The organism is Stenotrophomonas sp. YJH_SMC_37, from assembly GCF_059370035.1.
The window spans coordinates 191,746-217,311 of sequence record NZ_JCAFTG010000008.1; the positions used below are offsets into that span (position 1 = coordinate 191,746).

The following is a 25,566-nucleotide window of genomic DNA, read 5'->3' on the forward strand; positions in this document are numbered from 1 at the left end:
TCCCGTTCACGTCTGCGGCCACAACACGGCCACCACCAGCAGTACGAACTGCACTGCGGTCAGCAGGTACTGGCGCAGCAGCAGGCGGCGCATGCCGGCCCAACGCGCATCCCAGCCGCGCAGTTGTGCAGCGGGCGAGGCACGGCGCAGGCCACTGTCGTGCAGCAGCTGATCGGTGCGGCGCGCGGCGGCTTCGTCGTGCAGGCCCTCATCGCGCAGCAGCTGCAGCAGGTCGGCATCCAGCCCCACACGCCACGCGTGGTAGGCCTGTGCGATGCCCGCGGCAACACTGAGCAGCAACAGCCCGGCAGCGATCATCGCCAGCCCCGTCTCGATGCCGAGCAGCAGCAACGCCACCAGCAACAGGCCCAGCGACAGGCATGCCGGCCAACGCCCCTGCCGCAGCAGCAGCTGCATGGTCGCCAGATCGGGAACGGTGCTCATGCGCGCGCTCCTGCTGCAGCGGTGATGGCATGCAGATGCGCCGCGCCCAGCACGATGCCGGGGCGTGCCACACGCACGATCGCGACCGCAGCGTCAGCATCGGCCGCACGACCGCTGCGCAGCAGCCAGGTGGCCACGCTGGCCGCACTGCGCGAATAGCCCAGCGCACAGCACACCAGCAACGGTCCGTGCGCATGGAGCCGCTCGATGGCCTCGACTGCCTCGCGCAGCTGCTCCGGCGTGGGCACTACCAGGTCCAGCATCGGCACACTGGCGTACGCCGCGCCTGGCGCGCGGCAGGACAGCTCGGCACAGGCATCCACCACGCCCGACAGTGGCGGCGGCAACGCGCCGTCGGGAATGCGCCCCAGCCACACGCCGTCCATCACCGGCACCGGCTGCGGCACACGCCGCGTCCATAGCCGCGAATTGATCCAGGCTGCACCCAGGTACGGCGCCAGCAGCCAGCGCGCGGCCACGGTCAGGCGACCATCGGCGCGTTTCTGGAACACCGCCGTACCCAGCCCCGCATAGGCCAGCGCCACCAGCAGCAGCGACACCACCGGCCACAGCAGCCAAAGCGCCGTGCCCCCCAGCACCACCACCGGCACCAGCAGCACCCCCGCGCCCAGCAGATAGAACGAGGCCAGACGCCAGCGCTTTGGATCACGCGCCGTGCGCCAGGCCCGCAGCGGCGGCGTACCCTGCTCCGGCCACAGCCAGACGCACAGCCAGCCGGCCAGCAGGCCGGTCGGGATATCGATGAAATGATGCTGGAACGTGGTCAGCACCGAAACACCGATCAGCAGTGCCCACACATGCAGCACCCAACGCCACACGCCGTGCAGGTACTGCGCGAACTTCACCCACAGCACGATCAGCAGCACGATGTGCAGCGATGGCGCCTGGTTGAACGGCTTGTCGAAGCCCAGCAGCACATCGAACAGCCAACCGAACACGCCGCCGATCTCCGGCCGCTCGAAGCTGAAGCGCAGTGGCCACAGCAGGAAACAGGTCACCGCGATCAGCTGTGCACTGAGCAGCCGCAGCGCGTGCCGGTCCAGTTCGAGGCGCTGACGGCACAGGAAGAACGAGACCGCGTAGAACAGGTCGATCGACCAGTACGGCACGATCGTCCACGGCACGAAGGGAATGCGCGTCTCCCAGGCGAACGCCATCACCGGCAGCGTAGCGTGGCGGCCGGCCATCCAGTTGGCGAAGCCGTAGCTGGCAAAGAAGAACGGACCCAGCAGCGCCAGCCACAGCAGCGCGCGCCGCCAAGGGCGCCCTTCCACGGCCAACGGGGTTGCAGCCAGCATCGCCATCACGCGGTCCGGCGCGCCAGCGACACGGTGAAGATGCCGAAGTCGTCGATACGCTGCGTCACCTTCTCGAACCCGGCCAGGCGCACCAGCTCATCCATCTCCTGCTGGGTGCGGCGACGCATCACCCATGCTGCACCACCACGGTGGCTGGTCAACGCGCGGGCGATGAACTCCAACTGCGGGTGCCAGGGTTGGCCGGTGTAGGCCAGGTAGCCGCCCACTGGCACTGCCGCAGCGATGCCCTGCAGCGATCGCAGCACCGCATCGTTGTCGGGGAACAGCTCGTACAGGCCGGACACCACCGCCAGCGTCGGCGCCGGGTCCACCGTGGCCAGCTGTGCCGGGTCGAACGCATCGCCCTGCTCGAAGCGCGCAATGTCGGCTGCACCGAGGCGCTCGATCAACGCCTGGCCCTGGGTCACGTTCAAGTCGCTGAAATCACGCAACACGATGCGGTCGGCGCGCTGTTCGCCCTGGCCCAGCGCTTCCAGCACATAGCGGCCATGGCCGGCGGCCACGTCCAGCACGCGCACCGGCGTGCCCTGCCCGCGCAGGCGCTGGGCGGCATCGCGCAGCAGTTCCTGCAGGTGCTGGCCACGGATGCGGATGCCGCGCCAGCCGATTGCGTCCAGGTAATTGCGGTCGACCATGCGGCCCAGCGGGCCCTTGCCGCGCGCTTCGTTGCGATAGATGTAGTCGAGCGTGCTGCCGGAATCGAAACCGGTCTTCAGGCCCAGCGCAATGCCTTCGGACAGCGTGCCACCGAAGCGCAGGCCGCCGCGCACCACGCGCCAGCGCAGGTCGGCCAGGCTGTTGCGTTCGGGTGGCCACGCCAGGATCTCTGATTCCTCGAAGGTCGGTCCATGACGGTGCGCGTCACGCCGCGGCAGTTCGCGCAGCGGCTCGGCAAAACGCGTCTGGATGAAGCTGCGGATGCGCGCCAGTGCTGGTGCCCGATCGCGCTCGCCCAGCGTGTCGTGGAAGAAGCCCGGCAGATGCACCCGCTCCTTGATCGGGCTGGACAGGCGTTCATAGAAGCGATCCTGCGGGCCACGGTGCACCACGAAGTCCGAACCGGACACCAGCAGCTGCACCGGCACGCTGATGGCCTGCGCATCGGCGACGATGCGGTCAGCCGCTTCGTACAGGCCCAGCAGCACGCGCACCGAGATCGGCCGGGTGATCAGCGGATCGGTACGGTAGCTTTCCACCCGCGCCGGATCATGGGTCAGCCACTGCGGCTTGACATAGCTGTTGACGAAGAAGTTGCCGCGCAGCTTCTGCATCAAGGCCAGGCCCGGGCGCGCGAACGGCACGTACAGCTTCACCTTGAACGCCGGCGAAGCCATCACCAGCGCACGCAGGCGCGGCGCGTAATCGTGCACCCAGGTCGCGGCGACCACCGCGCCCACGCTCTGCGCGATCACCACGATATTTTCCACCGCGATGCCGTGCTCGGCACCGATGTGGGCAATGAAGCTATCGAGGTCGCGCACCAGCGCCGGGAAGCCCGGTGCATCGCCACGTGCGCCCGGCGAACGGCCATTGCCGCGCGCATCCCAGGCGAAGAAGGCGGTGTCGGGCAGGTCCAGCTCATCGACCAGGTGGGTGACCCGGCCGGAGTGCTCGTGGCCGCGGTGCAGCAGCACGATGGCCTTGGTGGCCGGGGTTGCGGTGGTGCCCGCCCAGTACCGGTAGAACAGCGGTACCTGGTCGAAGCTGTGGAATTCCCGTTCCTGCGCCTGACGCATGCAATCTCCTGATTGTCTTTTTGTATCTGCTTGATTAATTCGGCGAAACCGCCGCTTCCCGCAGTCCGCGACGGACGCGGCTGATCATCGTCAGCACGCACAACACTGCCATGGCTGCAGCCACGCCGCTGGCCGTCAGTGCACCGCCCCAGCCGAAGGCCAGCAGCAAGCCCAGCGCACCGATCACGAAGGCGCGGTCGCTCTTGCCCATCGGGCCGTCATAGCGGCGGCTGGCACCGACCATCAGCCCCAGCACGCCGGCGTACTCGCTCAGCGCCGCCGTCCAGGCCAGCAGCCACAGCGCCTCCGGGCGCACGCCGGGTACGCTGAGCAGGCTCAGGTACAGCGCCGCATCGGCGATCACATCGCACAATTCGTTCAGATAGGCGCCCAGCCGCGATTGCTGGCCGAATTCGCGCGCCAGCATGCCGTCCACCGCGTTGAGCGCCATGCGCAGCAGCATCCACAACGGCAGCAGCAGGTACAGCAGAGGCTGGGCAGGCGCGCAGCACCACACGGCCGCGGCCACCAGCAGTGAGACCACGGCAGCGGCCACGGTCACCGTATTGGCAGTGATCCCCATGCGGAACAGACCGCGTACGGCCGGACGCAACAGGTCCTGGAAACGTCCTTTCAATGCGTAGATCGACATGATCCGTACCCGCTGATCCTTGGCAGTGCGGGGCACAGCCTACCCCATCGTTGGCAGATTCCAACAACCCTGCTCCGGTCCGCAGCCCAGCCCCCGGATCGGGCCGGATCGATGTGCCCGACCCGCCTTTACGTCAACTGCCACGGCAAATCTGCCCCTGCGGCGCCCGCCACCGGCCCCCACCGCCTACAATATCGGCCCCGCTCCGCTGCCGATTCCGTCCCATGACTGCTGATCTGTTGCCCGTCCGCCGGGCCCTCCTCTCCGTTTCCGACAAGACCGGTCTGGTCGAGCTGGCCACTGCGCTGGCGGCACGCGGCGTGGAGCTGCTGTCCACCGGCGGCACCGCCAAGGCGATCCGCGAGGCGGGCCTGGCCGTGAAGGACGTGGCCGAGGTCACCGGTTTCCCGGAAATGATGGACGGTCGGGTCAAGACCCTGCACCCGATGGTGCACGGTGGCCTGCTGGGCCGTTCGGGCCTGGATGATGCGGTGATGGCCGAGCATGGCATCGGTGCCATCGACCTGCTGGTGCTGAACCTGTACCCGTTCGAGTCGGTCACCGCCAAGGCCGACTGCACCCTGGCCGACGCGGTCGAGAACATCGACATCGGCGGTCCGGCCATGCTGCGTTCGGCAGCCAAGAACTTCGCCCGCGTGGCGGTGGCCACCGACCCGTCGCAGTACGCCGAACTGCTGGCCTCGCTGGACGCCAACGACGGCCAGCTGTCGGCCGCCACCCGCTTCGCGTTCTCGGTGGCCGCGTTCAACCGCGTCGCCCAGTACGACGCGGCGATCAGCAACTACCTGTCGGCGGTCACCGCCACCGACGCCGCCGTGCCGGTGCGTGCCGAGTACCCGGCACAGATGAACTCGACCTTCGTGAAGGTGATGGACCTGCGCTACGGCGAAAACCCGCACCAGAGCGGCGCGTTCTACCGCGACCTGTACCCGGTGCCGGGCACGCTGGCCACGTTCCAGCAGTTGCAGGGAAAGGAACTGAGCTACAACAACCTGGCCGATGCTGACGCGGCGTGGGAATGCGTGCGCCAGTTCGATGCGCCGGCCTGCGTCATCGTCAAGCACGCCAACCCGTGCGGCGTGGCCGTCGGTGCCGGCAACGGCGATGCCTACGAGCTGGCCTACGCCACCGACCCGACCAGCGCCTTCGGCGGCATCATCGCCTTCAACACGCCGCTGGACGCCGCCACCGCCAAGGTGATCCTGGACCGCCAGTTCGTGGAAGTGCTGATTGCCCCGGACTACGAGCCGGCCGCGCTGGAGTACGCGCAGAAGAAGGCCAACGTGCGCGTGCTGCGCATCCCGCATGGCGATGGCCTGAACAACTTCGACAGCAAGCGCGTCGGCTCGGGCCTGCTGCTGCAGTCGTCGGACAACCGCGGCATGACCCGCGACGAGCTGAAGGTGGTCAGCAAGCTGGCGCCGACCGACAAGCAGTTCACCGACCTGCTGTTCGCCTGGAAGGTAGCCAAGTTCGTCAAGTCCAACGCGATCGTCTATGCCAAGGACAACCGCACCATCGGTGTCGGTGCCGGGCAGATGAGCCGCGTGTACTCGGCCCGCATCGCCGGCATCAAGGCCGCCGATGCGAACCTGGTGGTGGAAGGTTCGGTGATGGCCTCCGATGCGTTCTTCCCGTTCCGCGATGGCATTGATGCCGCCGCTGCCGCCGGCATCAAGGCGGTCATCCAGCCGGGCGGTTCGATGCGCGATGCCGAAGTGATCGCCGCCGCCGACGAACATGGCCTGGCCATGGTGTTCACCGGCGTGCGCCACTTCCGCCACTGATCCGCATCACCAAGCCGGGCCCTGCCCGGCTTTCTTTTCCGCACCCGAGAACCCTGTCCCATGAAGATCCTCGTCATCGGCTCTGGCGGCCGCGAACACGCCCTGGCATGGAAGCTGGCCCAGTCCTCCCGTGTCACCGAAGTGATCGTGGCGCCCGGCAACGCCGGTACCGCCAGCGAAGACAAGTGCCGCAACGTGGCGGTGAAGGTGACCGATATCGACAGCCTGCTGGCGCTGGCCCAGGCCGAAGGCGTGGCGTTGACCGTGGTCGGCCCGGAAGTACCGCTGGTGGCCGGCGTGGTCGACCGCTTCCGCGCCGCCGGCCTGCGCATCTTCGGGCCGACCGCCGCCGCCGCGCAGCTGGAAGGCAGCAAGGCCTACGCCAAGGACTTCCTGGCCCGCCACAACATCCCCACCGCGTTCTATGCCGTGCACACCGACGTGGACGCTGCCCTGGCCTACATCCGCGAGAAGGGTGCGCCGATCGTGGTCAAGGCCGATGGCCTCGCCGCCGGCAAGGGCGTGATCGTCGCAATGACGTTGGCCGAGGCCGAAGACGCGGTGCGTGACATGCTCTCCGGCAACGCGTTCGGCGATGCCGGCGCCCGCGTGGTGATCGAGGAATTCCTCGATGGCGAGGAAGCCAGCTTCATTTCGATGGTGGACGGCGTGCATGCGCTGCCGATGGCCACCTCGCAGGACCACAAGCGCGTCGGCGACGGCGACACCGGCCCCAACACGGGTGGCATGGGCGCGTACTCGCCGGCGCCGGTAGTGACGCCGGAGGTGCATGCACGCGTGATGCGCGAAGTGGTGAACCCGACCGTGCAGGGCATGATCGCCGACGGCATCCCGTTCACCGGTTTCCTCTACGCCGGCCTGATGATCGATGCCAGCGGCGCGCCGAAGGTAATTGAATTCAACGTGCGCTTCGGCGATCCGGAAACCCAGCCGGTGATGCTGCGCCTGCAGTCGGACCTGGTCGAGCTGGTGGAAGCGGCGATTGATGGCCGCCTGGACCAGGTAGAAGCGCAGTGGGATGCGCGCCCGTCACTGGGCGTGGTGCTGGCCGCGAAGCCCTACCCGGAATCGCCGATCACCGGTGATGTGATTTCCGGCCTCGGCGACGTGCCGGCCAGCGCCAAGGTGTTCCATGCCGGTACGGCATTGGATGCGCAGGGCCAGGTGGTCAGTGCCGGCGGCCGCGTGCTGTGCGTGGCCGCACTGGGCGACAGCGTGCGTGATGCGCAGACGAAGGCCTATGCCGGCGTGGCCAAGGTGAGCTGGGCCAACGAGTTCCACCGCAACGACATCGGCTGGCGCGCGATCGCGCGTGAGGGGTAAGGCCTGATAGATCCACCACGCAGCCTCCTGCATGGAACCAGATCACGGATTCTGGGAGTCTTCACCGTCCTCGGCATGGAAGCCGGGACGGTGCGCTTCGGGAAGAGGCGACGCACGTCAAGCGAAGGAAATTACGCTGATTGAATCCGCTATTTCGCCGAGTCAAGATAACGTTTCCAGTTCTCGAAGAGCCGCGCAACGTTCTGCTCATGTGAGTGAGCAGACGGATCATACCCATCAGAAGCTGGCATGTACCTGACAAAGCTCCCCAGAGACTCCGGGTAATCAAAATCAGCGTAGATCCTCTCAACCTCTCCGAGCGGATCAGCAATCTCATCGCGCTTGGCGTAGGCGTCCGCGAGAAATGCAACAAGCCATCTTCTGAGAATCTCATCCTCGTTTGAGTTCTTATCGAATGCCGCCAACTGCGCAGCTACGCTATTACGCTCATCGGGAAGAACCCCTTCAAGCCTTTCAATCAAGGCGTTCAGATTGAACTTCCCTTCCAGTTCCTTCTGCTCCGACGCGCAGTGCTTCACAACCTCAAAGTCAATCAGATGGCGCCCCAGTGCCCATGCCACCTCGGTCTGATTCCAGGGTCCATAGGGTTGAATAGAGTCATACGTTCTCATGGACACTCACTTCTTGTTTGGTATTCCGTTCATGCTGCCACCTTCCACAAATCTTTGATGGGTCAAGTCGCCAGCCTTGTCGACTATGTATTCAAATCGACCGGCCTTTCCATTGAGTTCACCTGGCAGCTGCGTCAGAGTGCGGACCACGCCGTCACCCCCTGTCAACGGAGTATGAACACCCGCTTCTGCAGCCGTCTCTCGCATAAAGGTCGCCGAATTGTGCCCAGCGTCGGCTTTGAGTGCACTTCCCACAGGTCGGGAATTCAGAAGTGCCCGACCTTCAACACTCAGAGCATTGGATGCCGCCACACCTGCTCCACCGGCACCTGTAACTCCTGCGATATCAGCAGCGATACTGGTAGCTGCTGATATGACACTTGGATTGGCCATCGCAACCATGCCAGCTTCGATCAGCACTGGGGCAGCCATTGCCGCTGTAACAGCGATTGCGGCCGGTCTCATCGGCTCGTATACGGCGCCATTTCCGGCAGCAATATCCCTCCGATGCTGCTCAACGAATCGCTCTGCGGCCTGCCTTCCATCCGCATCGACGAACCTGTAGGGATTCCCGTTCGCGTACCGATACCTATTGAACTGCTCAACTGGCTTTTGGTGAGCGGTGACTGGGTCCACTGACAAAAACACACCCAATTGTGGATCCATGTAGCGCTGTTGCATGTAGCTCAGCCCTGTGGCCGAGTCACTCACATGTCCGGCGTACCCAGGTCCATCCGTGACCTGACCGCCTACCACGGCCCCGTAGGGCTCGTAGTCATATCGTTTGATGACGTTGCCGTTGGCATCGCTTTCGGCCACAACCGAGCCGAGGGCATCAGTGTGAATGTATGTGATCGTTGTCTGGGCGATTGCGGATGGTGACAGGCCAAGGCCCATCAGCAGCAAGCAGCACAGCCAGGCGCCTATGACACCAAGCTTGCGAGTTCGACCTTCAAATGCCCCGAAGCGGGTGGACACACCGCCTGCAGTTCTCCCGAACCTGCGCATCATTCCAATCCATGAAAGAGCCTTGAAGCAAGGCTTGGCATTCATAGCACAGGAAGGCAGTCATCGGAGTCCAACTCCAGGACTGAGGCCAAAGGGACCATTCTGAATTGGACCAGGCCCTTGGCTATGAACCTCGCGAGGGCTTGAACGGCCACCGGAAGCGCATGACTGCCAGCCATGGGCTGGTACTACTGAAGCAGCCGATCAGCGGCCTGCATTACCAACTGCCATGCCGGCCGAACAAAAAAAGCCCCGACCAACGCCGGGGCATTTCATCAGAACGGGTTCCGGAAATAGGAACCGAACCTAAGATCCATGCCTTACGCGGTGAACAGCGCCTTCATCTTCTTCAGGGCATTCGCCTCGACCTGGCGGATGCGTTCGGCCGACACGCCGTACTCGTCTGCCAGTTCCTGCAGCGTCACCTTGCTGTCGGCATCCAGCCAACGGCGGCGGATGATGTCACGCGAACGCGCATCCAATTCGGCCAGGCCTTCGCGCAGCAGCTGCATCTGGTTGTCTTCGTTGTCCTCGCGCTCGTAGGCCATCGACGGGTCTTCATCATCGGCAACCAGGAACGCAGCCGGCGACGGCGGTGCGTGTTCGTTGTCCTCGTCGGACGGCGCATCGAAACCGATATCGCGGCCGGACAGGCGCGACTCCATTTCCATGACCTCGCGCTCGGACACGTTCAGATCCTTGGCCACCGCGCTGACTTCCGCCGCGTTCATCCAGCCCAGGCGCGTCTTCGACTTGCGCAGGTTGAAGAACAGCTTGCGCTGCGCCTTGGTGGTGGCGACCTTCACGATGCGCCAGTTCTTCAGGATGAACTCGTGCATTTCGGCACGGATCCAGTGCACGGCGAAGGAGACCAGGCGCACGCCCATGTCCGGGTCGAAGCGCTTGACCGCCTTCATCAGGCCGATGTTGCCTTCCTGGATCAGGTCGCCCAGGGCGAGGCCGTAGCCGTTGTAGCCGCGGGCCACGTGCACCACGAAGCGCAGGTGCGAATGCACCAGCTCGCGGGCGGCGTCCAGATCGTTGCCGTCGCGGAAGCGACGGGCCAGGTCCTGTTCGTCATCGACCGACAGCACCGGAATCTGGTGCACGGCACCGATGTAGGCGTCCAGCGAACCGAGCGCACTGGGAATCGGGAGATTGTTTGCCACAAGGGCAGTAGAGGTGTTCTGGCTCATAGGCACCCATCTTAGCAGTCCGGGATTTGGACTGCTAAAGGAGGAAAAAGTTCCAGCATCCTATTGATGCAACACTGGTCCCAAACAGAACCCTACCGTAGCGCGATTTGATGACAGTGGCGAGCACGCTTTTCGGGATTCACAATCCCTTGGAATTCAAGCAATTACCCACTGAAAACCTGCCGATTCCGGTCAAGCGGAGCTGAACGCGCCGTTCCGGAGGCCCATTCAGGACGGGGAACGTTGCCCGGCGTTCAGGCCCGGCCACTCGCCGGCGCTCAGAGCGCCGAGCGCGGCGGCAGCGACCAGTCGATCGGGGCCTGGCCGCGGCGCTGCAGGTACTCGTTGGCCATGGAGAAATGGCGGCAGCCGAGGAAGCCACGATGGGCCGACAGCGGCGACGGATGCGGGGCCTTCAGCACGCGATGGCGGCGGGTGTCGATGACCTTGCCCTTCTGCTGCGCGTAGGCGCCCCAGAGCATGAACACCAGGCCTTCGCGCTCGCGGTTGAGCACGTCCACCACATGATCGGTGAAGCCTTCCCAACCACGGCCCTGGTGCGCGCCGGCCTTGCCCTCCTCCACCGTCAGCACGGCATTGAGCAGCAGCACGCCCCGTTGCGCCCACGGGATCAGGCAGCCGTGGTCCGGGCGCGGGATACCGAGATCGCTCTCGATCTCCTTGTAGATGTTCAGCAGCGACGGCGGCACCGGCACGCCGGGCGGTACCGAGAAACTCAGGCCGTGGGCCTGGCCGCGCCCGTGGTACGGGTCCTGGCCGAGGATCACCACCTTCACCTGCTCGAACGGCGTGGCGTCAAACGCTGCGAAGATCTGCGGCCCGGGCGGGAACACCGCCGCACCGCTGGCCTTGCGCTGGCGCAGGAAGGCCGACAGCTCGCGCATCTGCGGCTGCAACAGGTACTCACCGACGTGCTGCTTCCAGCTCGGTTCCAGCTGGATCGTCGGGGTGTCGGTTACTTCATCGATCATCGCAATAAAGGTCCATCATTCAATCGAGCCAGGCGCAGCTGGAACAGCACCTTGGTGACCAGCAGCCGCTCCTCGATCGGCTTGAGCACCAGGTCGTTGGCACCGGACTGCAGCAGCCCGGTCTGGTTGTGGGGGTTGCCGTCGCCGGTCATCACCAGCACGGGCAGGCGGCGCTTGCCGTAGCCGAAGTCCACGCGCACGCGCTGCACCACGTCGCGGCCGCTCAGCTCGCCCTTCAGGGTGACGTCGGTCAGCACCAGGTCGATGCGGTGGCGGCTGCGGCCCAGCGACTCGGCGGTGAGCAGGGTGAAGGCCTCTTCGGCGCTGACCACGTGCAGCACGTTCAACTGCTGCCGCTCGAGCATGCGCTTGGTGGCCTCGGCCACTACGCGGCTGTCCTCGATATAGAGGATGGTGGCGCCGGGGATGGTCTGCGGCTGCACATAGCCACGGATGAAGGTCGCCAGCGCTTCATGGCCCAGGGATTTGTCGAAATAGTCGGTGACGTACTCGGTGAAGCGGCGCTGCTCCAGGTGCTGCTGGGCGTCGCCGGAAACCACGATCACCGGCACATAGGCCTGTCCGGCCGCTTCGCGGACCATGCGCGCCAGCGCCAGGCCGTCGCCATCACGCAGGGTCAGCGAGGTCGTCACCAGGTCCACCGGGCCCTGCGCCAGCGCCTGCTGCGCGTCTTCGATGCTGTCGCAGCCAATCACCTCCACGCCCGGCAGGTCGCGCTGCAGGACGTCGGCGATCAGCTTGCGGACCAGCTTCGAGCCATCGACCACCATCACCCGCGTCGCGGGCCCTTCAAGGTGCTTCAGCGCTTGCGGTTGCATGCCGGTCTCAGGTATCGGTCGGGCGGGTCTGGCGGAGGAAGTGGCCGGTCACCAGCCAGGCACCCAGCCAGCCCAGCAGCAGCGTGCCGAGCAGGACCAGGCCACCATGCAGCAGGTCCAGGCCATGCAGCACGAACGGGCTGCCGTAGCTGCGCGAGAGTTCGGCCAGCGGCACGCGCAGCGCGGCACCGGCGGCGCCGATCAGGGCCAGTGCAACCGCGCCTGCGCCCAGGCCATACCACGCACCCAGATACAGGAAGGGGCGGCGGATGAAGCCATCGCTGGCGCCAAGCAGCTGCAGCACGCCGATCTCTTCGCGGCGCGCCTGGATGTCCAGGCGCACCGTGTTGCCGACCACCAGCGCGGCACCCGCGCCGAGCAGCACCGACAGCACCTGCACCAGCCGCGCGCCGAACGCCAGCCAGGCATCCAGGCGCTGGCGCCACAGTGCATCGTGCTGCACCAGGTCGGCCTCGGGCAGGCTCTCCAGCGCGCGCGCCAGGCGTGCGTCGTCCTTGCCTTGGCCCGGGGTGATCACCAGCAGCGAGGGCAATGGATTGTCGTTGAGTGCGTCGATCGCCTCACCGAGGCCGGCATCGCGCAGTTCCTGCAGGCCCTGCTCGGGCGTGCGCACGTTCACTTCGGCCACGTCGTCGCGGTCGCGCAGCTGGCCGGCCAGGCGCAGTGCGCCGGGACCATCGACGTTGCCCTTCAGGAACACGTTGATGTCGCGCGACTGCTGCACGCTGCCGGCGAACTGCTTGAGGTTGTCCAGCGCGATCGACAGGCCAAGCGGCAGGGCCAGTGCCAGCGCCATGACCATCACCGTCAGCAGGGTCGCCCACGGCTTGCGGCAGGCGCGGCCAAGGCTGAACACCACGCTGTGCACGTGGTGCTGGAACCAGACGCCCACGCGCGAGGGGGCGGCGGCTTCGCTGTTTTCGTTCTTCGCCATGGTTACTCCGCCAGGTCCTGCGGCGAGATGTCATCCACCAGCCGGCCGTGGTCAAGGATCAGCACGCGCTTGCGCATGCGGCGCAGCAGCGGCAGGTCGTGACTGACCACCAGCACGCTGGTGCCGCGCGCGGGCAGCTCGGCGAACAGGGCCATGATCTCCGCTGCCAGGGTGGGGTCGAGATTGCCGGTCGGCTCATCGGCCACCAGCAGCTTGGGCTCGCCGACGATCGCGCGGGCGATGCCGACGCGCTGCTGTTCGCCGGCCGACAGCTGCGAGGGCAGCGCCTTCTCGCGATGGCCCAGCCCCATCCGCTCGAGTACCGAGCGCACGCGCTTGTTGATGTCACTACGGCGGGTACCGCGCAGGATCAGCGGCAGTGCAACGTTCTCGGCGATGGAGCGGTCCATCAGCAGGCGGTGGTCCTGGTAGACCGCCCCCACCGCGCGTCGGTGGCGCGGCACGTCGCCGCCGCGCACCTTCAGCAGGTTGCGCTCGTCGAACACCACCGCGCCGCGGCTGGGCCGCTCGTCGAGGTGGATCAACTTGAGCAGCGTACTTTTACCCGCACCGGAATGGCCGGTGACGAACAGCATCTCGCCCGGCGCGACCTCGAAGCTGACATCGGTCAGCGCCTCGTGGCCACCGGCGTACTGTTTGCTGACATTGTCGAAGCGCAGGACACTCATGCCCCGATTATGCAGGACCGGCGCGACGTCGTGGAGACGGTGGGTGCCACCGGCCCCGCCTGGTGGGTGCCGACCGTTGGTCGGCACACCTTTCAAAGCCACCCGACCAACGGTCGGGTGCTACCCGCTGATCGGCAGCGCCGATCAGCTGCCCGACAGCATCCGGCGGATCTTGCGGCCGATGCGGGTCAGGAACGAGTCACCGGTATCGGCGGCGGTACGCACCGGCTTGGCCACCACCTGCACCGGGGTCACCGGGCTGGCGCCGTTGCCGGCGTTGGCCTGTACACCCTCGGTACCTTCGACCGGACGGCCGTGGCGACGACGACGGCGCTTGCGCGGCTTGTGCTCACCGTCCACCGTGGCTGCCGGTGCGCCTTCGGCACGCGGCGGGCGCGGCGGACGCGGGGCCTGGGCGGCGGCGCCTTCGGCACCGGCAACCGCGGCGGCAGCGCCCTGCTCGCCTTCCACGCGCGGCTTGCGCGGGCCACGCGCACGGCGTTCGCCGCTGCGTTCACCGTCGCGACTACCGCGGCCACCACCACTGCCTGAGCGGCCGCCGCTGCGGCCACCGCCCCGACGCTCTTCCTCGGCGGCGCGGGCTTCGCGCGCTTCGCGGAAGATCTGGCCGACGCTTTCGTTGTCCTCGCCTTCCTCGCCTGCCGCCGGCGCCGGGCGTTCCGGGCGCGGCAGCGGGGTCAGCAGTTCCTTGGTGACCGGCTCGGACGGAATCTTCTGCTCGATATAGGCCTCGATGTCCGGCAGGCCCATGGCGTAGCGCTCGCAGGCGAAGCTGATCGCGTCGCCCTCCTCACCCAGGCGCGCGGTGCGGCCGATGCGATGCACGTAGTCTTCGGCGTCGAACGGCAGGTCGTAGTTGTAGACGTACTTGATGCCGTCGATGTGCAGGCCGCGCGCAGCCACGTCGGTGGCCACCAGGATTTCCAGCTGGCCCTTCTGGAAGCGGTTGAGCAGGCTCTCGCGCTTCTTCTGCGGCACATCACCGGACAGCACGCCGACACGGTAGCCGGCCTTTTCCAGCGAACGCGCCACGCGCTCGACGAACACCTTGGTGTTGACGAAGACCATGGTGCGCGCGCCTTCGCTGCGCGACAGCAGGCCCAGCAGCAGCGGAATCTTCTCGTCGTCGGCCGGGAAGTAGATGCGCTGGCGCACGCGCGCGGCGGTGATGGTCTCGGCTTCGACCACCAGCTTCTGCGGTTCGTTCATGTGCTCGTAGGCCAGCTCCAGCACGCGATGGCTGAGGGTGGCACTGAACAGCAGGGTCTGGCGGGTGGTGCGCTCGGGCATGCGGCGGAGCAGGAAGCGGATGTCCTTGATGAAGCCCAGGTCGAACATGCGGTCGGCTTCGTCCAGCACGCAGATCTCGCAGGCGTGCAGCGACACCACCTTGTGCTGCTTCACATAGTCGATCAGGCGGCCCGGGGTGGCGATGATCACGTCCACGCCCTGCTGCAGCAGTTCGCGCTGCTTGTCGTAATCCACGCCGCCGTAGACCAGGGCGAAGCGCAGGCCCAGGTCGGAACCGAACTTCACCGCATCCTTGTGGATCTGGATGGCCAGTTCGCGGGTCGGGGCGAGGATCAGCGCGCGCGGATCTTCCGGCTTGCGGTCGGCCAGGGCCGGACGCGTCAGCAGGCGGTTCACGACAGCGACCAGGAAGGCCAGGGTCTTGCCGGTGCCGGTCTGGGCCTGGCCGGCAACATCACCACCGGGCAGCGCGACCGGCAGGGTCAGCGCCTGGATCGGGGTGCAACGGGTGAATCCGGCTCCTTCAAGGCCGGCCTGCAGGGCCGGATGCAGCTCGAAGGAGGAGAAGGTCAAATCGGTCAGCGGTTTGTCGCTCATGAGTCCGTCTTGGTATGGCCGCCGGCCCGTGGGGCGGCTGGCACTTCAGCGTCTGGGGGCACCGTCGCAAACTGCGGCCCCTGCGGCGGGTTGGCAGGCTGGGACCACCTGGTCCGCGCGCCGCACAATGCCCCAGTTTACCGCACTCGGGCAGGCAAACCGGAATGCGGCGTCTCATGGCATCCAGAGACGCTACCTTCACCCAGCCACACCGGACTTGAACGGCCTGCCCGGGTTCGCTGGTGTCGCCCACTGCCAGCCCCATGTACAGGAAGACAGTGAAATCCGACACATACCGGCCATCGAAGCGATCACGATACGCTGGGTTCCAACCGGCGCCTGTCCCTGCCCTGCGATAGGGGTACACTGCCGGCCGTGAGCGTCCAGGCATCCCGCCGAACGCACCGCGGCAGTGCGCCGCGAGGCAACGACGAGGGTCGCGCCACCGGGCATGGCCCAGTTCACCCACCTCCGGCATGGCCGGGTGCAATCCAAGACGAGAAACCAAGATGAGCGACAAGGTTGTACATGTCGGCGATGCCGACTTTGATAGCGCAGTGCTGAATTCCAAGGAACCGGTGCTGGTCGATTTCTGGGCCGAGTGGTGTGGCCCGTGCAAGATGATCGCCCCGGCGCTGGACGAACTGGCCGATGCCTACCAGGGCCGCGCCAAGATCGCCAAGGTCAACGTTGACCACAACCGTGCGCTGGCCGCCAAGTACCACGTGCGTTCGATTCCGTACCTGGTCGTGTTCAAGGACGGCGAGAAGGTCGGCGAGCAGATCGGTGCGGTGGGCAAGGCCCAGCTGGCCGGCCTGCTGGACAAGGCCCTGGCCTGATCCTGCGGTTCTCCGGCAGCCGCCGAACGCGGCTGCCGGCGGCGCCCCTGCGCCCATGATGAATGCTGTTCCCGGCGACCCTTGCATGGCGCCGCAGGCCGATGATAGTGTCGGCATATCCGGCCGCGTTCGCGTGCCGCACCCTCTGGACGCAGTTTCTTCCAGACCCATTCCCAACGTTCGCCGCCCCAGCCGGGCGCTCGCACCTTCAAGCGAGGAATAACGCTCTTGTCCGATAACACTTCCGAAACCGGCAGCGCCGATGCGCCCGCCGAAAAGCGTGTGCGCAAGCCCCGCGTGAGCAAGGCCGCCGCCCCGGCAGCCGCCGAAACCAGCGCCGCTCCGGCGCAGCCGACGCTGCCGTTGGCCTCCGCGCCCGAAGCTCCCGCGCCGGCGCCTGCCGCAGCACCTGCACCGAGCGCGCCCGCCGCCGAGGCCCCTGCCAGCAGTGGCGGTGGCGAAGGCAGCGAAGGCCGCGAATCCGGCCAGCCGCGCCAGCAGCACAACCATCAGGGGGGCGGCCAGAACCAGGGCCAGAACCCATACAACCAGAATGGCCAGCAGGGCCAGGGGCAGGGCAACCGCCGCGACCGCTTCCGCAACCGCCGCGACCGTGACCGCAACAACCGCTTCCGCGACGAGGGCATGCCCAACGACGGCGGCGAGCAGCAGCCGTTCGTGCCGCGCCCGCACGCCAACGTGCCCGAGGGCTTCCCGGTCTATTCGCTGAGCGACCTCAAGCGCATGCCGGCACAGAAGCTGCTGGAAATCGCCGAGCAGCTGCAGATCTCCGAAGGCGTGGCCCGCGCCCGCAAGCAGGATGTGATCTTCGCCCTGCTGAAGGTGCTGACCCGCCACGGCGATGGCGTTGCCGCCGACGGTGTGCTGGAAATCCTGCCGGATGGCTTTGGCTTCCTGCGCGCGGCTGAAGCCAGCTACCTGGCCGGCCCGGACGACACCTACATCTCGCCCAGCCAGATCCGCCGCTTCAACCTGCGCACCGGCGACCACATCTCCGGCCGCATCCGCTTCCCGAAGGACGGCGAGCGCTACTTCGCGCTGAACATCGTCGACACCATCAACGGCGAGCCGATCGAAGCGTCGAAGAACAAGGTGCTGTTCGAGAACCTGACCGCGCTGTTCCCGCGCCGCCGCTTCACCCTGGAGCGTGGCAACGGTTCGTCGGAAGACATCACCGGCCGCATCCTCGACCTGATGGCGCCGCAGGGCAAGGGCCAGCGCTCGCTCATCGTGTCGCAGCCGAAGGCCGGCAAGACGATGATGATGCAGCAGGTCGCTACTGCCATCACCACCAACCACCCGGACGTGCACCTGATCGTGCTGCTGATCGACGAGCGCCCGGAAGAAGTGACCGAAATGCAGCGCACCGTGCGCGGCGAGGTCATCAGCTCGACCTTCGACGAGCCGGCCGCGCGCCACGTGCAGGTGGCCGAAATGGTCATCGAGCGCGCCAAGCGCCTGGTCGAGCACAAGAAGGACGTGGTGATCCTGCTCGACTCGATCACCCGCCTGGCCCGCGCCTACAACAACGTGGTGCCGAGCTCGGGCAAGGTGCTGACCGGTGGCGTGGACGCCAACGCCCTGCACCGCCCGAAGCGCTTCTTCGGTGCCGCGCGCAACGTGGAAGAAGGCGGCAGCCTGACCATCATCGCCACCGCGCTGGTCGACACCGGCTCGAAGATGGACGAGGTGATCTACGAAGAGTTCAAGGGCACCGGCAACAGCGAAGTGCACCTGAGCCGTCGTATTGCTGAAAAGCGCGTGTTCCCGGCCATCGACATCAACCGTTCCGGCACCCGCCGCGAAGACCTGCTGATCGAGCCGGAACTGCTGCAGAAGATCTGGATCCTGCGCAAGCTGCTGCATCCGATGGACGAAATGGCCGCGATGGAATTCCTGCTGGACAAGATGAAGAACACCAAGTCCAACGACGAGTTCTTCGGTTCGATGAAGCGCTGATCCGGCGTTGCATCGGAAGAAGCCTGCCGCTCGCTGCGGCAGGTTTTTTTTTGCCTGCAGGGCGACCTGTTTCACTTTGCCGCCTCCGACTTTTGGCGATAATTCGCCCTATACCCTGCCCGGTCCCGAGGGCCTGGCCACCGATTCCCGCTGTCGCCCCTTCCGGAGAACCGGTCGGGTCCAGCCTCCTGCCGGATCCGTCGACGCATGCGAACGCTGTCTCCCCGCCTCAACCTGGGCAAGCTGATCCTCGCCCTGGCCCTGCTCAGCGCCATCATCGCCCTGGCCAATACCCTGCTGGCCAGCTACCGGGTGCAGCGCGACCAGCTGGTCGGCAATACCCTGGAAGCCAACCGCGTCTATGCCACCAAGCTGGCCGAGACCACCCAGAACTTCCTGCTGGCCGCGCAGCAGGAGTTGGCGTATGCGGCCACCCGGCTGGGCCAGAGCAATCTCGATCCGGCACAGGCGCAGGACGAAGCCAGCCGCCTGCAGTTGCAGACCAACAGCTTCAATTCCTCGCTGGTGGTCGATGCCGATGGCCTGGTGATCGCCACCTCGCCACAGACCCTGCAGTTGCAGGGCGAGATCCTGCACAGCGTCGGCAACAACGCGGCACTGGCCGCGCGCCAGCCGATGATCAGTGACCCGTACCAGTCGGCCACCGGCAAGCTGCTGGTCTCGCTGTCGCACCCGATCTTCGACCGCCAGGGCCGCTATCGCGGCTACGTCAGCGGCACCCTCTACCTGCGCCAGCGCAGTGCGCTGCACACGCTGCTGGGCAAGCACTACTACCGCGACGGCTCGTACCTGTACGTGGTGGACCGCAATGGCCGCCTGCTGTACCACGCCGATGGCAAGCGGGTCGGCGACTACGTGGTCGGCAACCCGGCGGTGAAGGCAGTCGTGCGCGGTGAACGCGGTGCGCAGCAGGTCCGCAACAACCTGGGCGTGTCGATGCTGGCCGGCTATGCGCCGGTACCGGCCACCGGCTGGGGCATCGTCGCCCAGCGGCCGACCGAGGCCACGCTGCAGCCATTGTCGCGGTTGATGACCGCGGTGATCTGGAACGCGATCCCGCTCGGCCTGCTGTCACTGCTGGTCACTTGGTGGTTCGCCCGCCGCATCTCGCTGCCACTGTGGCAGCTCGCACGCAACGTGCAGGGCGGCGAAGACACTGGCAATGCGATCAGCCACGTCAGCGGCATCCGCGCGTGGTACTTCGAGGTCGCCCAACTCAAGCAGGCAGTGCTGCACAGCTTCAATGCCCTGCAGGACCGTATCGGTACGCTCAACCGTGCCAGCCGTACCGACCCGCTGACCGGCCTGCTCAACCGCCGCGGCCTGCAGCAGGCGCTGGACGCGCTGCAGGTGCAGGGCATCCCGTTCGCGATCCTGGCGCTGGACATCGACCGCTTCAAGTCGATCAACGACAGCCATGGCCACGACGTCGGCGACGCCGCCATCGTCCACATCGCCGACCAGATGCGCCGCTATTCGCGCGACAGCGACATCCTCTGCCGCGCCGGCGGCGAGGAATTCCTGCTGCTGCTGCCGGGCATCAGTACCGACTCGGCCCGCCAGGCCGGTGAACGCCTGCGCCAGCACATCGCCGATCACCCATTCGAACCGGTCGGCACCATCACCGTGTCACTGGGCGTGGCCCACTTCCCCAGCTTCCATGTCGATGCCGAGCAGGCACTGCGGCTGGCCGACAAGGCCCTGTACATGGCCAAGGAACAGGGCCGCAACCGAGTGGTGGTCTACCCATACGCGGACTGACGCGGAGCCGGGCTGCCCGGCTCCGCAGCGGGTCTCAGCTCTGTTGCAGCGGGGTCAGCAGGCGCAGGCCGCGCTTGGCGCCGTCCACCATGTAGACGCCGCCTTCCGGCAGCAGATCGCTGCCGGCCTGCTCGACCGGGTCAGCCTCGTGCCACGGCACGCTCTGCCGCGGCCCCGGAATGAAGGCGCGCCAGCGGCCATAGCGTTCCGCCTCTGCATTGGGATCATGGTTCAGGGCGAAGTTCACCGGGATGCGAACCGTCCAGCTGTCCCGGGTGCTGTCCTCGCCGGTGGTCGGCGGCTTGAAGGTCCAGGTACGGGCGGTGCTGACGCTGGCTCTGGCCAGGATGTCGCGCATCTTGGCCAGGGTCCGCTCGGACGCGACCACAGCCATGTTCACCTGCTCGGCGGCCACGTCGGCCACTGTTCCGTCGCGCGCCACCTTGACCAGCAGCAGCACCTCACCCTGGCCACCGTTTCGGTAGGCCGCCTCCGGGTAGCGCGGCGGTGTCATGTGCAGCGGGGTCACCGAATCAGTGGCCTTCGGATCGTACTCGCTGAAGTCGACACTGGTCATGCTGATTTCATAACCGCCATCGGCCGCAGCCTTGCCGCGCAGGCGAACGCGCAAAGGGGCCCGCGTGGCCACCGCCTGGCCAGCGCGCAGCGTGGGCTCGAAGCGCCAGCCCCCGATGGTGCCTTCGACGAAGGAGGCGATGCCCGGGGCGACCATGGCTTTCTGGTCCAGCACCAGCGAACTGACAGCGCCTTCCGGCGTGACCTCGATATGACCGGACAGCACCATGCTCATTTCCGCAGTCGCACGCACAGCACGTGCGGTCTGCGCAGTGGCGTCACCTGCAAGCAGGGGGGCGCCGGCACCGACGGCCAGCGCGAGGGCGAGAAACAGTGGAGAACGCATCATTGCCGGATCCTTGGTGATGAACAGCGAGCGTACCTCAGTCCCAATACCCATGACAGCCGGCTCAGGCCAGCCGGTGTGCACCCGCATAGGGCGGCGTATCCGGATAGTCCCCTCGTGCGAAGCGTTCCTGCAGGCCCTGCCACCAGCCCGGGTCGAACAGGTGCCGGTAGTGCTCGCGCACGGCTGCCAGCTCCGCAGCCGGCAGGCCCATGAACGGACCGAAGCGCTCGGGAAACACATCGCGCGGGCCAACATGGAACCAGGGCTCGTCGGCCATGGCCTCCTCCGGCGTACGCGGCTGCGGCCACGCACGGAACACGCAGTCGCTGACCAGGCACAGCTCGTCGTAGTCGTAGAATACGGCCCGGCCGTGCCGTGATACACCGAAGTTCTTCGGCAGCATGTCACCGGGGAAGATGTTGTTGCGCGCCATGTCGGTGATCGCCTGCGCGTAGTCTAGCACCGCTGCACGTACCGCCTCCCCGCCCTGCTCGCGCAGGTACAGGTTCAATGGACGGAAACGGCGCTGCACGTAGCACAGTGCGATCTCCACCTCATCGCCATCAACGCGTACGCTCTGCGCGCACTGCTGCAGCAGTTCGTCCAGCAAGGCCGGCGCGAAACGCGCGCGCGGAAAACGCAGATGACGATAGGGCTGCGCATCGAGCAGGCGGCCGACACGATCGAGATTGAACACCAGCGCGTACTTCTCTTCCACCTGCTGCCGCGACATCGCCTTGGGCCACGCGAAGCGGTCGCGGATCAGCTTGAACACCAGCGGATAGCTGGGCAGGGTGAACACCGCCATGACCATGCCCGGCGTGCCTTCGGCATGCACCAGCCGCTCCTGCGGGTGCTCGCTGAAGTGGCGGAAGAAGGTGCGGTAGCGCTCGGTCTTGCCCTGCTTGGCGCGCCCCAGCACCGTGTAGATCTCATCGATGGGCTTGCCCGGCAGCAGGCTGCGCAGGAACACCACGGCATCGCCCACCGTGCCCAGGTCGGCCTGGAAGTAGCTGCGCGACACGCCAAACAGATGGGCGACATCACGGCGCCGGGTGAGCACCGCATCGGCTCGCAGCCCGCGCTCATCGTTGACCAGCGCGATCACGCAGGGCGAGAAGCGATGCTCACCGAACACGCGGCCAACCAGGTAGGCGCGGCGCTCGCGGTAGAACACCGTGTCGAGCAGTTCAATGCTGCGCACCGGCGTGTCCCCCCAATGGGCGAGGTCGTCCTGCAGGCGCACGGCAATGGCCGCCGCGCAACGCAACTGGTGCGCGTAGGGAATGTCGAAGCGGTAGTCGGCCAGCACGCGTTGCAGGGCCTCCACCGGTCGCGTCGGCGACACCGCGTAGGTATGCCGCGCGACGGGATGGGTGATCGCATCGGACGGCTCGACGTCGAAAGCGATGAATTCCAGCGCCGGGTCCACGCCGCGGGTGGCGAACAGGCGCCGCGCCAATGTGTTGTAGAACGTCTTGTACAGCTCGGCGTCAATCAGGCCCTGCAGCAGCGCGCTGTACCGCGCGTGCACCTGCAGCCACAGCGCGCGCTCGCCGATCGCGTCACCGGCGAGGCGGCGCAACGCATCCATCTGCTCGGCGATGCACAGATCGTAGAGGGCGATGCGCTCGACTGCATCCTGTCGCGCACCGGCCCAGTCGCGCTGCTCGAAGCGCTGCCGCGCCCGCGCGGTGATCGCCGCGAAGCGGGCATGGTACTGCTCGAAACCATCGCGGATGGCACCGGCGATACGCGGCGCCAGCTCGGTAGCGATGTCAGGCTTGGACATGCGTAGCTAACCCGGGGAGGACCGGCTTCACCATACGCTGGCGTGGGGTTGCTTGTGTAGAGCCGAGCCCATGCTCGGCTGATCCAGGCAGAAGCAGCCGAGCATGGCTCGGCTCTACAGTTGCAAAGAGCAGTCGGGCGGGCTCGACTCTACCGAAGCCAATGGCTCAGATCGCCAGTTCGGCCTCCACGTCCTGCACCTTGCGTCGGGCCAGTGCAAGGTTGGACTTAGTCCGGTCCAGCACGATGTAGAAGAACAGTCCCTTCTTCTTCGCGACCGGTCGCATGATGTGGTACGCCTTGCCCAGCGAGATCAGGATGTCCTCGATGCTGTCATTGAGGTTCAACGAGGCGGCGGTCTTCATCTTGGCCCGGATCACTTCGGTGTTGCCGGCAGCGGCCACCTCCATGTCCATGCCGGCACCGGCTTCGCCCAGCAGCATGCCGCTTTCGTAGTCGACCAGCGCCACTGCCTGCGCGCCGTCGATGTCCATCAGTGCGTTCAACGATTCATTCAATCCAGCCACGTCGCACCCCTTGTCGATGTTGGTTCGAGCCCCTCGTTCCCCTGCGGCCGGGCTCACGATCCGCCGAGTTCGGCCAGGATCGCCTGGCCACATTCCCTGCTCTGCCACAGCACCTGGCCGATCACGCTGCGCTGGTCGCAGGCCGCCATCAGCAGCAGCGGTGCACGTCCCTCGGCCTGGATCGCCAGCATCAGCACCTTCCCGCCCATCGCTTCCAGCATCAGCGTCTGCAGATCCCCCAGCAGCAGTTCGCGCCCGACCGCCGCGGCCAGCGCCAGCATCGCGCTGGTCATTGCCGCCAGCCGTTCGCCGCGCCCTTCGGCACCAGCGCTGACCAGGGCAAAGCCATCGACACTGGCCAGCACTACCGTGCGCACGCCTTCCACCCGCTGCTGCAGGTCCTGCAGCAGCGGCTGCAGGCGCGCACGCTGGCCGGCATCGGGCAGCACCGCCATCTGCCCGTCAGCCATGCGCGGCCACCAGTGCGTGCGCTTCCATTTCGCTCATCAGTACATCCATCAGCAGCAATCCCTGCTCGCGGTCGCGGGCATCCACTGCCAGCAAAGGCAGCGGTTGATCATCCAGGCTGGCGCGTGCAGCCCAGTCGTCCAGCGCAGCGTGCGGCGCCTGGTCGAGATGGGTGACCGCCACCACCAGCGCCAATGACGCTGCGAACGGCTGCAGCACCTGCAGGTAGTCCTGCAGCTCGCTGGCAATGCCGGCGCGGCGCGCGTCCAGCAGCAGCACCGCACCACGTGCCCCCTGCAGCAGGATCGGCCACAGGAAATCGAAACGCTGCTGGCCGGGTGTCCCGTAAAGCCGCAGGCGTTCGCCGTTGGGCAGGTCGATGTCTGCGTAGTCCAGCGCGACGGTGGTGGAGGCCTTGTCGGCACCGAGGCGATCACTGTTGGCCACATCGGTGTCGATCACCGCGCCGGCCGCGATGCTGCGCACGAGTGTCGACTTGCCGCTGCCCATGCCACCGAGCACGACCACCTTGTGCTCACGCATTGCGCTCGCTCCCACGCAGGTGGCGCCACAGGCGGGCAAGCAGGCCGTTGTCGGTGCCATTGCCGCGTAGGGCCGTCATCGGTGCCGCCGGGGCGCTCTGCAACTGCGCGTAACCGCAGAGATAGGCGGCATGGATGAAATCACGCACCGCCGCAGCCGGCAACTCGAGCAGCATCGCGCATTCTTCAACCGTGCACGCGCGCTTGAGCAGCAGCGAACACAGGCGGAAGCCATCGTGGTCGTGACCCAGCACGCGGAAATCCGGCCAGCGCAGCAGCTTCACCGAGGCGCCACGCAGGCGTTCGTCCAGTGCCTGCCAATGTCGGCTGCGCTGTGCCCACTGCCACAGCAGGGGCCGCAGTGGCTGGCGCGGCCGCTCACCGGCCAGGGCCTGCAGGCGAGCCGGCGTGAGCGCATCCAGCTGCAGGCGTTCGAAGGCATCGGCCAGGCGCTCTACCAGCGCGCTCGCGGGCTCCTGCAACAGCACGGCCTGGTCATGCTCGAGGTCCATCAGCAGGACGGGGTCACCCGCGTCACTCAGCAGTGCCTGCCCCTGGCGCAGGGGCAGCCGCTCGCGCAGCAGGCGGGTGATGGCGTGTGCACCATCGGCAAGACGGATCGGTGCGGGTGCGTGCATGGTCAGGGGCTCAACTGCCAACTGCATCCCGCGCAGGGCGCGGCCGATGGCACCGTCATCAAGTATGTCCTGAGGGCCATCGCCGTCGCGCAGCTGGCCCCCCAGATCCTCGATCCAGCACTGCAGTCGCGGGCGTTGCTGGCGCATGCGCAGGGCCGCGTTGCGCAGCGCCGGCGTATCGCGGATGACCAGCAGGTCGCAATCTTCCAGATCCTGGCTGCGGCGGATCTGGCCGTCCGGCAGCGCCGATGCTACGCGTAGCCGCTGCAGCAGGGCCTGCTCGCCCTGGATGTCGGTTCCCACTACCAGCACGCGTGCCATCCGTGTTCCCCGTGCGGCCACCTCCCCGGTGGCCTCGCGTCGCCAAGGCTAGGACATCGCCAGCAGCACCCGTCGTGATCGACTGCTCAGATCGGGAGCGGTTGCAGACGGTGTCCGATCGGTTCTGCGACGGCCATCGCGGGCAAGTTTCATGCCGCTTTGACGGCATTCCGACGGCCAACGGATGTCACGGTTCTGGACGCGGGTCGAATGGGGCCGCCCAAAAAGAAACCCGCGCCGAAGCGCGGG

23 protein-coding genes are annotated in these 25,566 nt (G+C 66.6%); 5 read left to right on the forward strand and 18 right to left on the reverse strand.

Annotation, left to right across the window (positions count from 1 at the left end):
• Positions 1 to 6: 6 nt before the first annotated feature.
• Genes AC5P8J_RS13430 through AC5P8J_RS13445 form a run of 4 tightly spaced genes read right to left on the reverse strand, consistent with a single transcriptional unit; the run spans position 7 to position 4,172 of the window.
• Positions 7 to 444: a hypothetical protein gene (locus tag AC5P8J_RS13430; RefSeq protein WP_021203254.1), complete on the reverse strand. Its 438-nt coding sequence runs from the start codon at positions 442 to 444 to the stop codon at positions 7 to 9.
• Positions 441 to 1,769 carry a phosphatase PAP2/dual specificity phosphatase family protein gene (locus tag AC5P8J_RS13435; RefSeq protein WP_483017054.1) on the reverse strand — a complete coding sequence of 443 codons (1,329 nt, stop codon included), beginning with the start codon at positions 1,767 to 1,769 and terminating at the stop codon, positions 441 to 443. Before AC5P8J_RS13435 ends, AC5P8J_RS13430 begins: the two co-directional genes overlap by 4 nt.
• Positions 1,769 to 3,520 carry a bifunctional alpha/beta hydrolase/class I SAM-dependent methyltransferase gene (locus AC5P8J_RS13440; protein ID WP_483017053.1) on the reverse strand — a complete coding sequence of 584 codons (1,752 nt, stop codon included), beginning with the start codon at positions 3,518 to 3,520 and terminating at the stop codon, positions 1,769 to 1,771. The genes AC5P8J_RS13435 and AC5P8J_RS13440 overlap by 1 nt, the downstream gene beginning before the upstream one ends.
• Positions 3,521 to 3,554: 34 nt before the next feature.
• Complete coding sequence (locus AC5P8J_RS13445) at positions 3,555 to 4,172, reverse strand: CDP-alcohol phosphatidyltransferase family protein (RefSeq protein ID WP_483017052.1); 618 nt, start codon at positions 4,170 to 4,172, stop codon at positions 3,555 to 3,557.
• Between the two features lie 224 nt (positions 4,173 to 4,396).
• On the opposite strand from AC5P8J_RS13445, the gene purH reads away from it, so the two are divergent.
• Together purH and purD are read left to right on the forward strand one after the other, a co-directional pair.
• On the forward strand, positions 4,397 to 5,980 hold the full coding sequence (gene purH, locus AC5P8J_RS13450) for a bifunctional phosphoribosylaminoimidazolecarboxamide formyltransferase/IMP cyclohydrolase (RefSeq protein ID WP_227852519.1): 1,584 nt from the start codon (positions 4,397 to 4,399) through the stop codon (positions 5,978 to 5,980).
• Between the two features lie 60 nt (positions 5,981 to 6,040).
• Positions 6,041 to 7,324: a phosphoribosylamine--glycine ligase gene (gene purD, locus AC5P8J_RS13455; protein WP_021203249.1), complete on the forward strand. Its 1,284-nt coding sequence runs from the start codon at positions 6,041 to 6,043 to the stop codon at positions 7,322 to 7,324.
• A 149-nt stretch (positions 7,325 to 7,473) separates the two neighbouring features.
• On the opposite strand, the gene AC5P8J_RS13460 is transcribed toward purD, so the two are convergent.
• The 8 genes from AC5P8J_RS13460 to rhlB all read right to left on the reverse strand — a co-directional run bounded on the left by AC5P8J_RS13460 (position 7,474) and on the right by rhlB (position 15,504).
• Entirely contained in the window at positions 7,474 to 7,956 is a 483-nt protein-coding gene (locus AC5P8J_RS13460) for a DUF2247 family protein (RefSeq protein ID WP_494540016.1), read from the reverse strand.
• 6 nt (positions 7,957 to 7,962) lie between these two features.
• Positions 7,963 to 8,934, reverse strand: coding sequence for an RHS repeat domain-containing protein (locus AC5P8J_RS13465; RefSeq protein ID WP_227854145.1), 972 nt, complete (start codon positions 8,932 to 8,934; stop codon positions 7,963 to 7,965).
• A gap of 350 nt (positions 8,935 to 9,284) precedes the next feature.
• Positions 9,285 to 10,160, reverse strand: coding sequence for an RNA polymerase sigma factor RpoH (rpoH, locus tag AC5P8J_RS13470; protein ID WP_099559904.1), 876 nt, complete (start codon positions 10,158 to 10,160; stop codon positions 9,285 to 9,287).
• 278 nt (positions 10,161 to 10,438) lie between these two features.
• Positions 10,439 to 11,152, reverse strand: coding sequence for a uracil-DNA glycosylase (gene ung, locus AC5P8J_RS13475; RefSeq protein ID WP_099559903.1), 714 nt, complete (start codon positions 11,150 to 11,152; stop codon positions 10,439 to 10,441).
• On the reverse strand, positions 11,149 to 11,991 hold the full coding sequence (locus tag AC5P8J_RS13480; RefSeq protein WP_019660837.1) for a response regulator: 843 nt from the start codon (positions 11,989 to 11,991) through the stop codon (positions 11,149 to 11,151). The genes ung and AC5P8J_RS13480 overlap by 4 nt, the downstream gene beginning before the upstream one ends.
• Before the next feature lie 7 nt (positions 11,992 to 11,998).
• Positions 11,999 to 12,946, reverse strand: a complete 948-nt coding sequence (ftsX, locus tag AC5P8J_RS13485; RefSeq protein WP_019660838.1) for a permease-like cell division protein FtsX — start codon at positions 12,944 to 12,946, stop codon at positions 11,999 to 12,001.
• Positions 12,947 to 12,948: 2 nt separating this feature from the next.
• Entirely contained in the window at positions 12,949 to 13,635 is a 687-nt protein-coding gene (gene ftsE / locus AC5P8J_RS13490) for a cell division ATP-binding protein FtsE (RefSeq protein ID WP_032129538.1), read from the reverse strand.
• A gap of 144 nt (positions 13,636 to 13,779) precedes the next feature.
• A complete protein-coding gene (gene rhlB, locus AC5P8J_RS13495; RefSeq protein WP_019660839.1) occupies positions 13,780 to 15,504 on the reverse strand; it encodes an ATP-dependent RNA helicase RhlB in 1,725 nt (574 codons plus the stop codon).
• Between the two features lie 509 nt (positions 15,505 to 16,013).
• Between rhlB and trxA the strand changes: the two genes are divergently transcribed.
• From trxA to AC5P8J_RS13510, 3 genes are all read left to right on the forward strand, one after another.
• Entirely contained in the window at positions 16,014 to 16,343 is a 330-nt protein-coding gene (gene trxA, locus AC5P8J_RS13500) for a thioredoxin (RefSeq protein ID WP_005411275.1), read from the forward strand.
• A gap of 228 nt (positions 16,344 to 16,571) precedes the next feature.
• Positions 16,572 to 18,323, forward strand: coding sequence for a transcription termination factor Rho (rho, locus tag AC5P8J_RS13505; protein ID WP_019660840.1), 1,752 nt, complete (start codon positions 16,572 to 16,574; stop codon positions 18,321 to 18,323).
• A 207-nt stretch (positions 18,324 to 18,530) separates the two neighbouring features.
• Complete coding sequence (locus AC5P8J_RS13510) at positions 18,531 to 20,105, forward strand: sensor domain-containing diguanylate cyclase (protein ID WP_134730114.1); 1,575 nt, start codon at positions 18,531 to 18,533, stop codon at positions 20,103 to 20,105.
• A gap of 34 nt (positions 20,106 to 20,139) precedes the next feature.
• On the opposite strand, the gene AC5P8J_RS13515 is transcribed toward AC5P8J_RS13510, so the two are convergent.
• The 6 genes from AC5P8J_RS13515 to AC5P8J_RS13540 form a co-directional block, all read right to left on the reverse strand.
• The gene (locus AC5P8J_RS13515; RefSeq protein ID WP_134730138.1) at positions 20,140 to 21,030 is read right to left on the reverse strand and encodes an energy transducer TonB; all 891 of its coding nucleotides are present in this window, start codon (positions 21,028 to 21,030) and stop codon (positions 20,140 to 20,142) included.
• A 61-nt stretch (positions 21,031 to 21,091) separates the two neighbouring features.
• Positions 21,092 to 22,822, reverse strand: coding sequence for a bifunctional isocitrate dehydrogenase kinase/phosphatase (aceK, locus tag AC5P8J_RS13520; RefSeq protein ID WP_134735086.1), 1,731 nt, complete (start codon positions 22,820 to 22,822; stop codon positions 21,092 to 21,094).
• Positions 22,823 to 22,988: 166 nt separating this feature from the next.
• Positions 22,989 to 23,348 carry a hypothetical protein gene (locus AC5P8J_RS13525; RefSeq protein ID WP_134735087.1) on the reverse strand — a complete coding sequence of 120 codons (360 nt, stop codon included), beginning with the start codon at positions 23,346 to 23,348 and terminating at the stop codon, positions 22,989 to 22,991.
• 53 nt (positions 23,349 to 23,401) lie between these two features.
• Complete coding sequence (locus AC5P8J_RS13530; RefSeq protein WP_019660844.1) at positions 23,402 to 23,818, reverse strand: roadblock/LC7 domain-containing protein; 417 nt, start codon at positions 23,816 to 23,818, stop codon at positions 23,402 to 23,404.
• Positions 23,811 to 24,359, reverse strand: a complete 549-nt coding sequence (locus AC5P8J_RS13535; protein ID WP_134730120.1) for a GTP-binding protein — start codon at positions 24,357 to 24,359, stop codon at positions 23,811 to 23,813. The genes AC5P8J_RS13530 and AC5P8J_RS13535 overlap by 8 nt, the downstream gene beginning before the upstream one ends.
• The gene (locus AC5P8J_RS13540) at positions 24,352 to 25,317 is read right to left on the reverse strand and encodes a hypothetical protein (protein ID WP_495216859.1); all 966 of its coding nucleotides are present in this window, start codon (positions 25,315 to 25,317) and stop codon (positions 24,352 to 24,354) included. Before AC5P8J_RS13540 ends, AC5P8J_RS13535 begins: the two co-directional genes overlap by 8 nt.
• Positions 25,318 to 25,566: the final 249 nt, after the last annotated feature.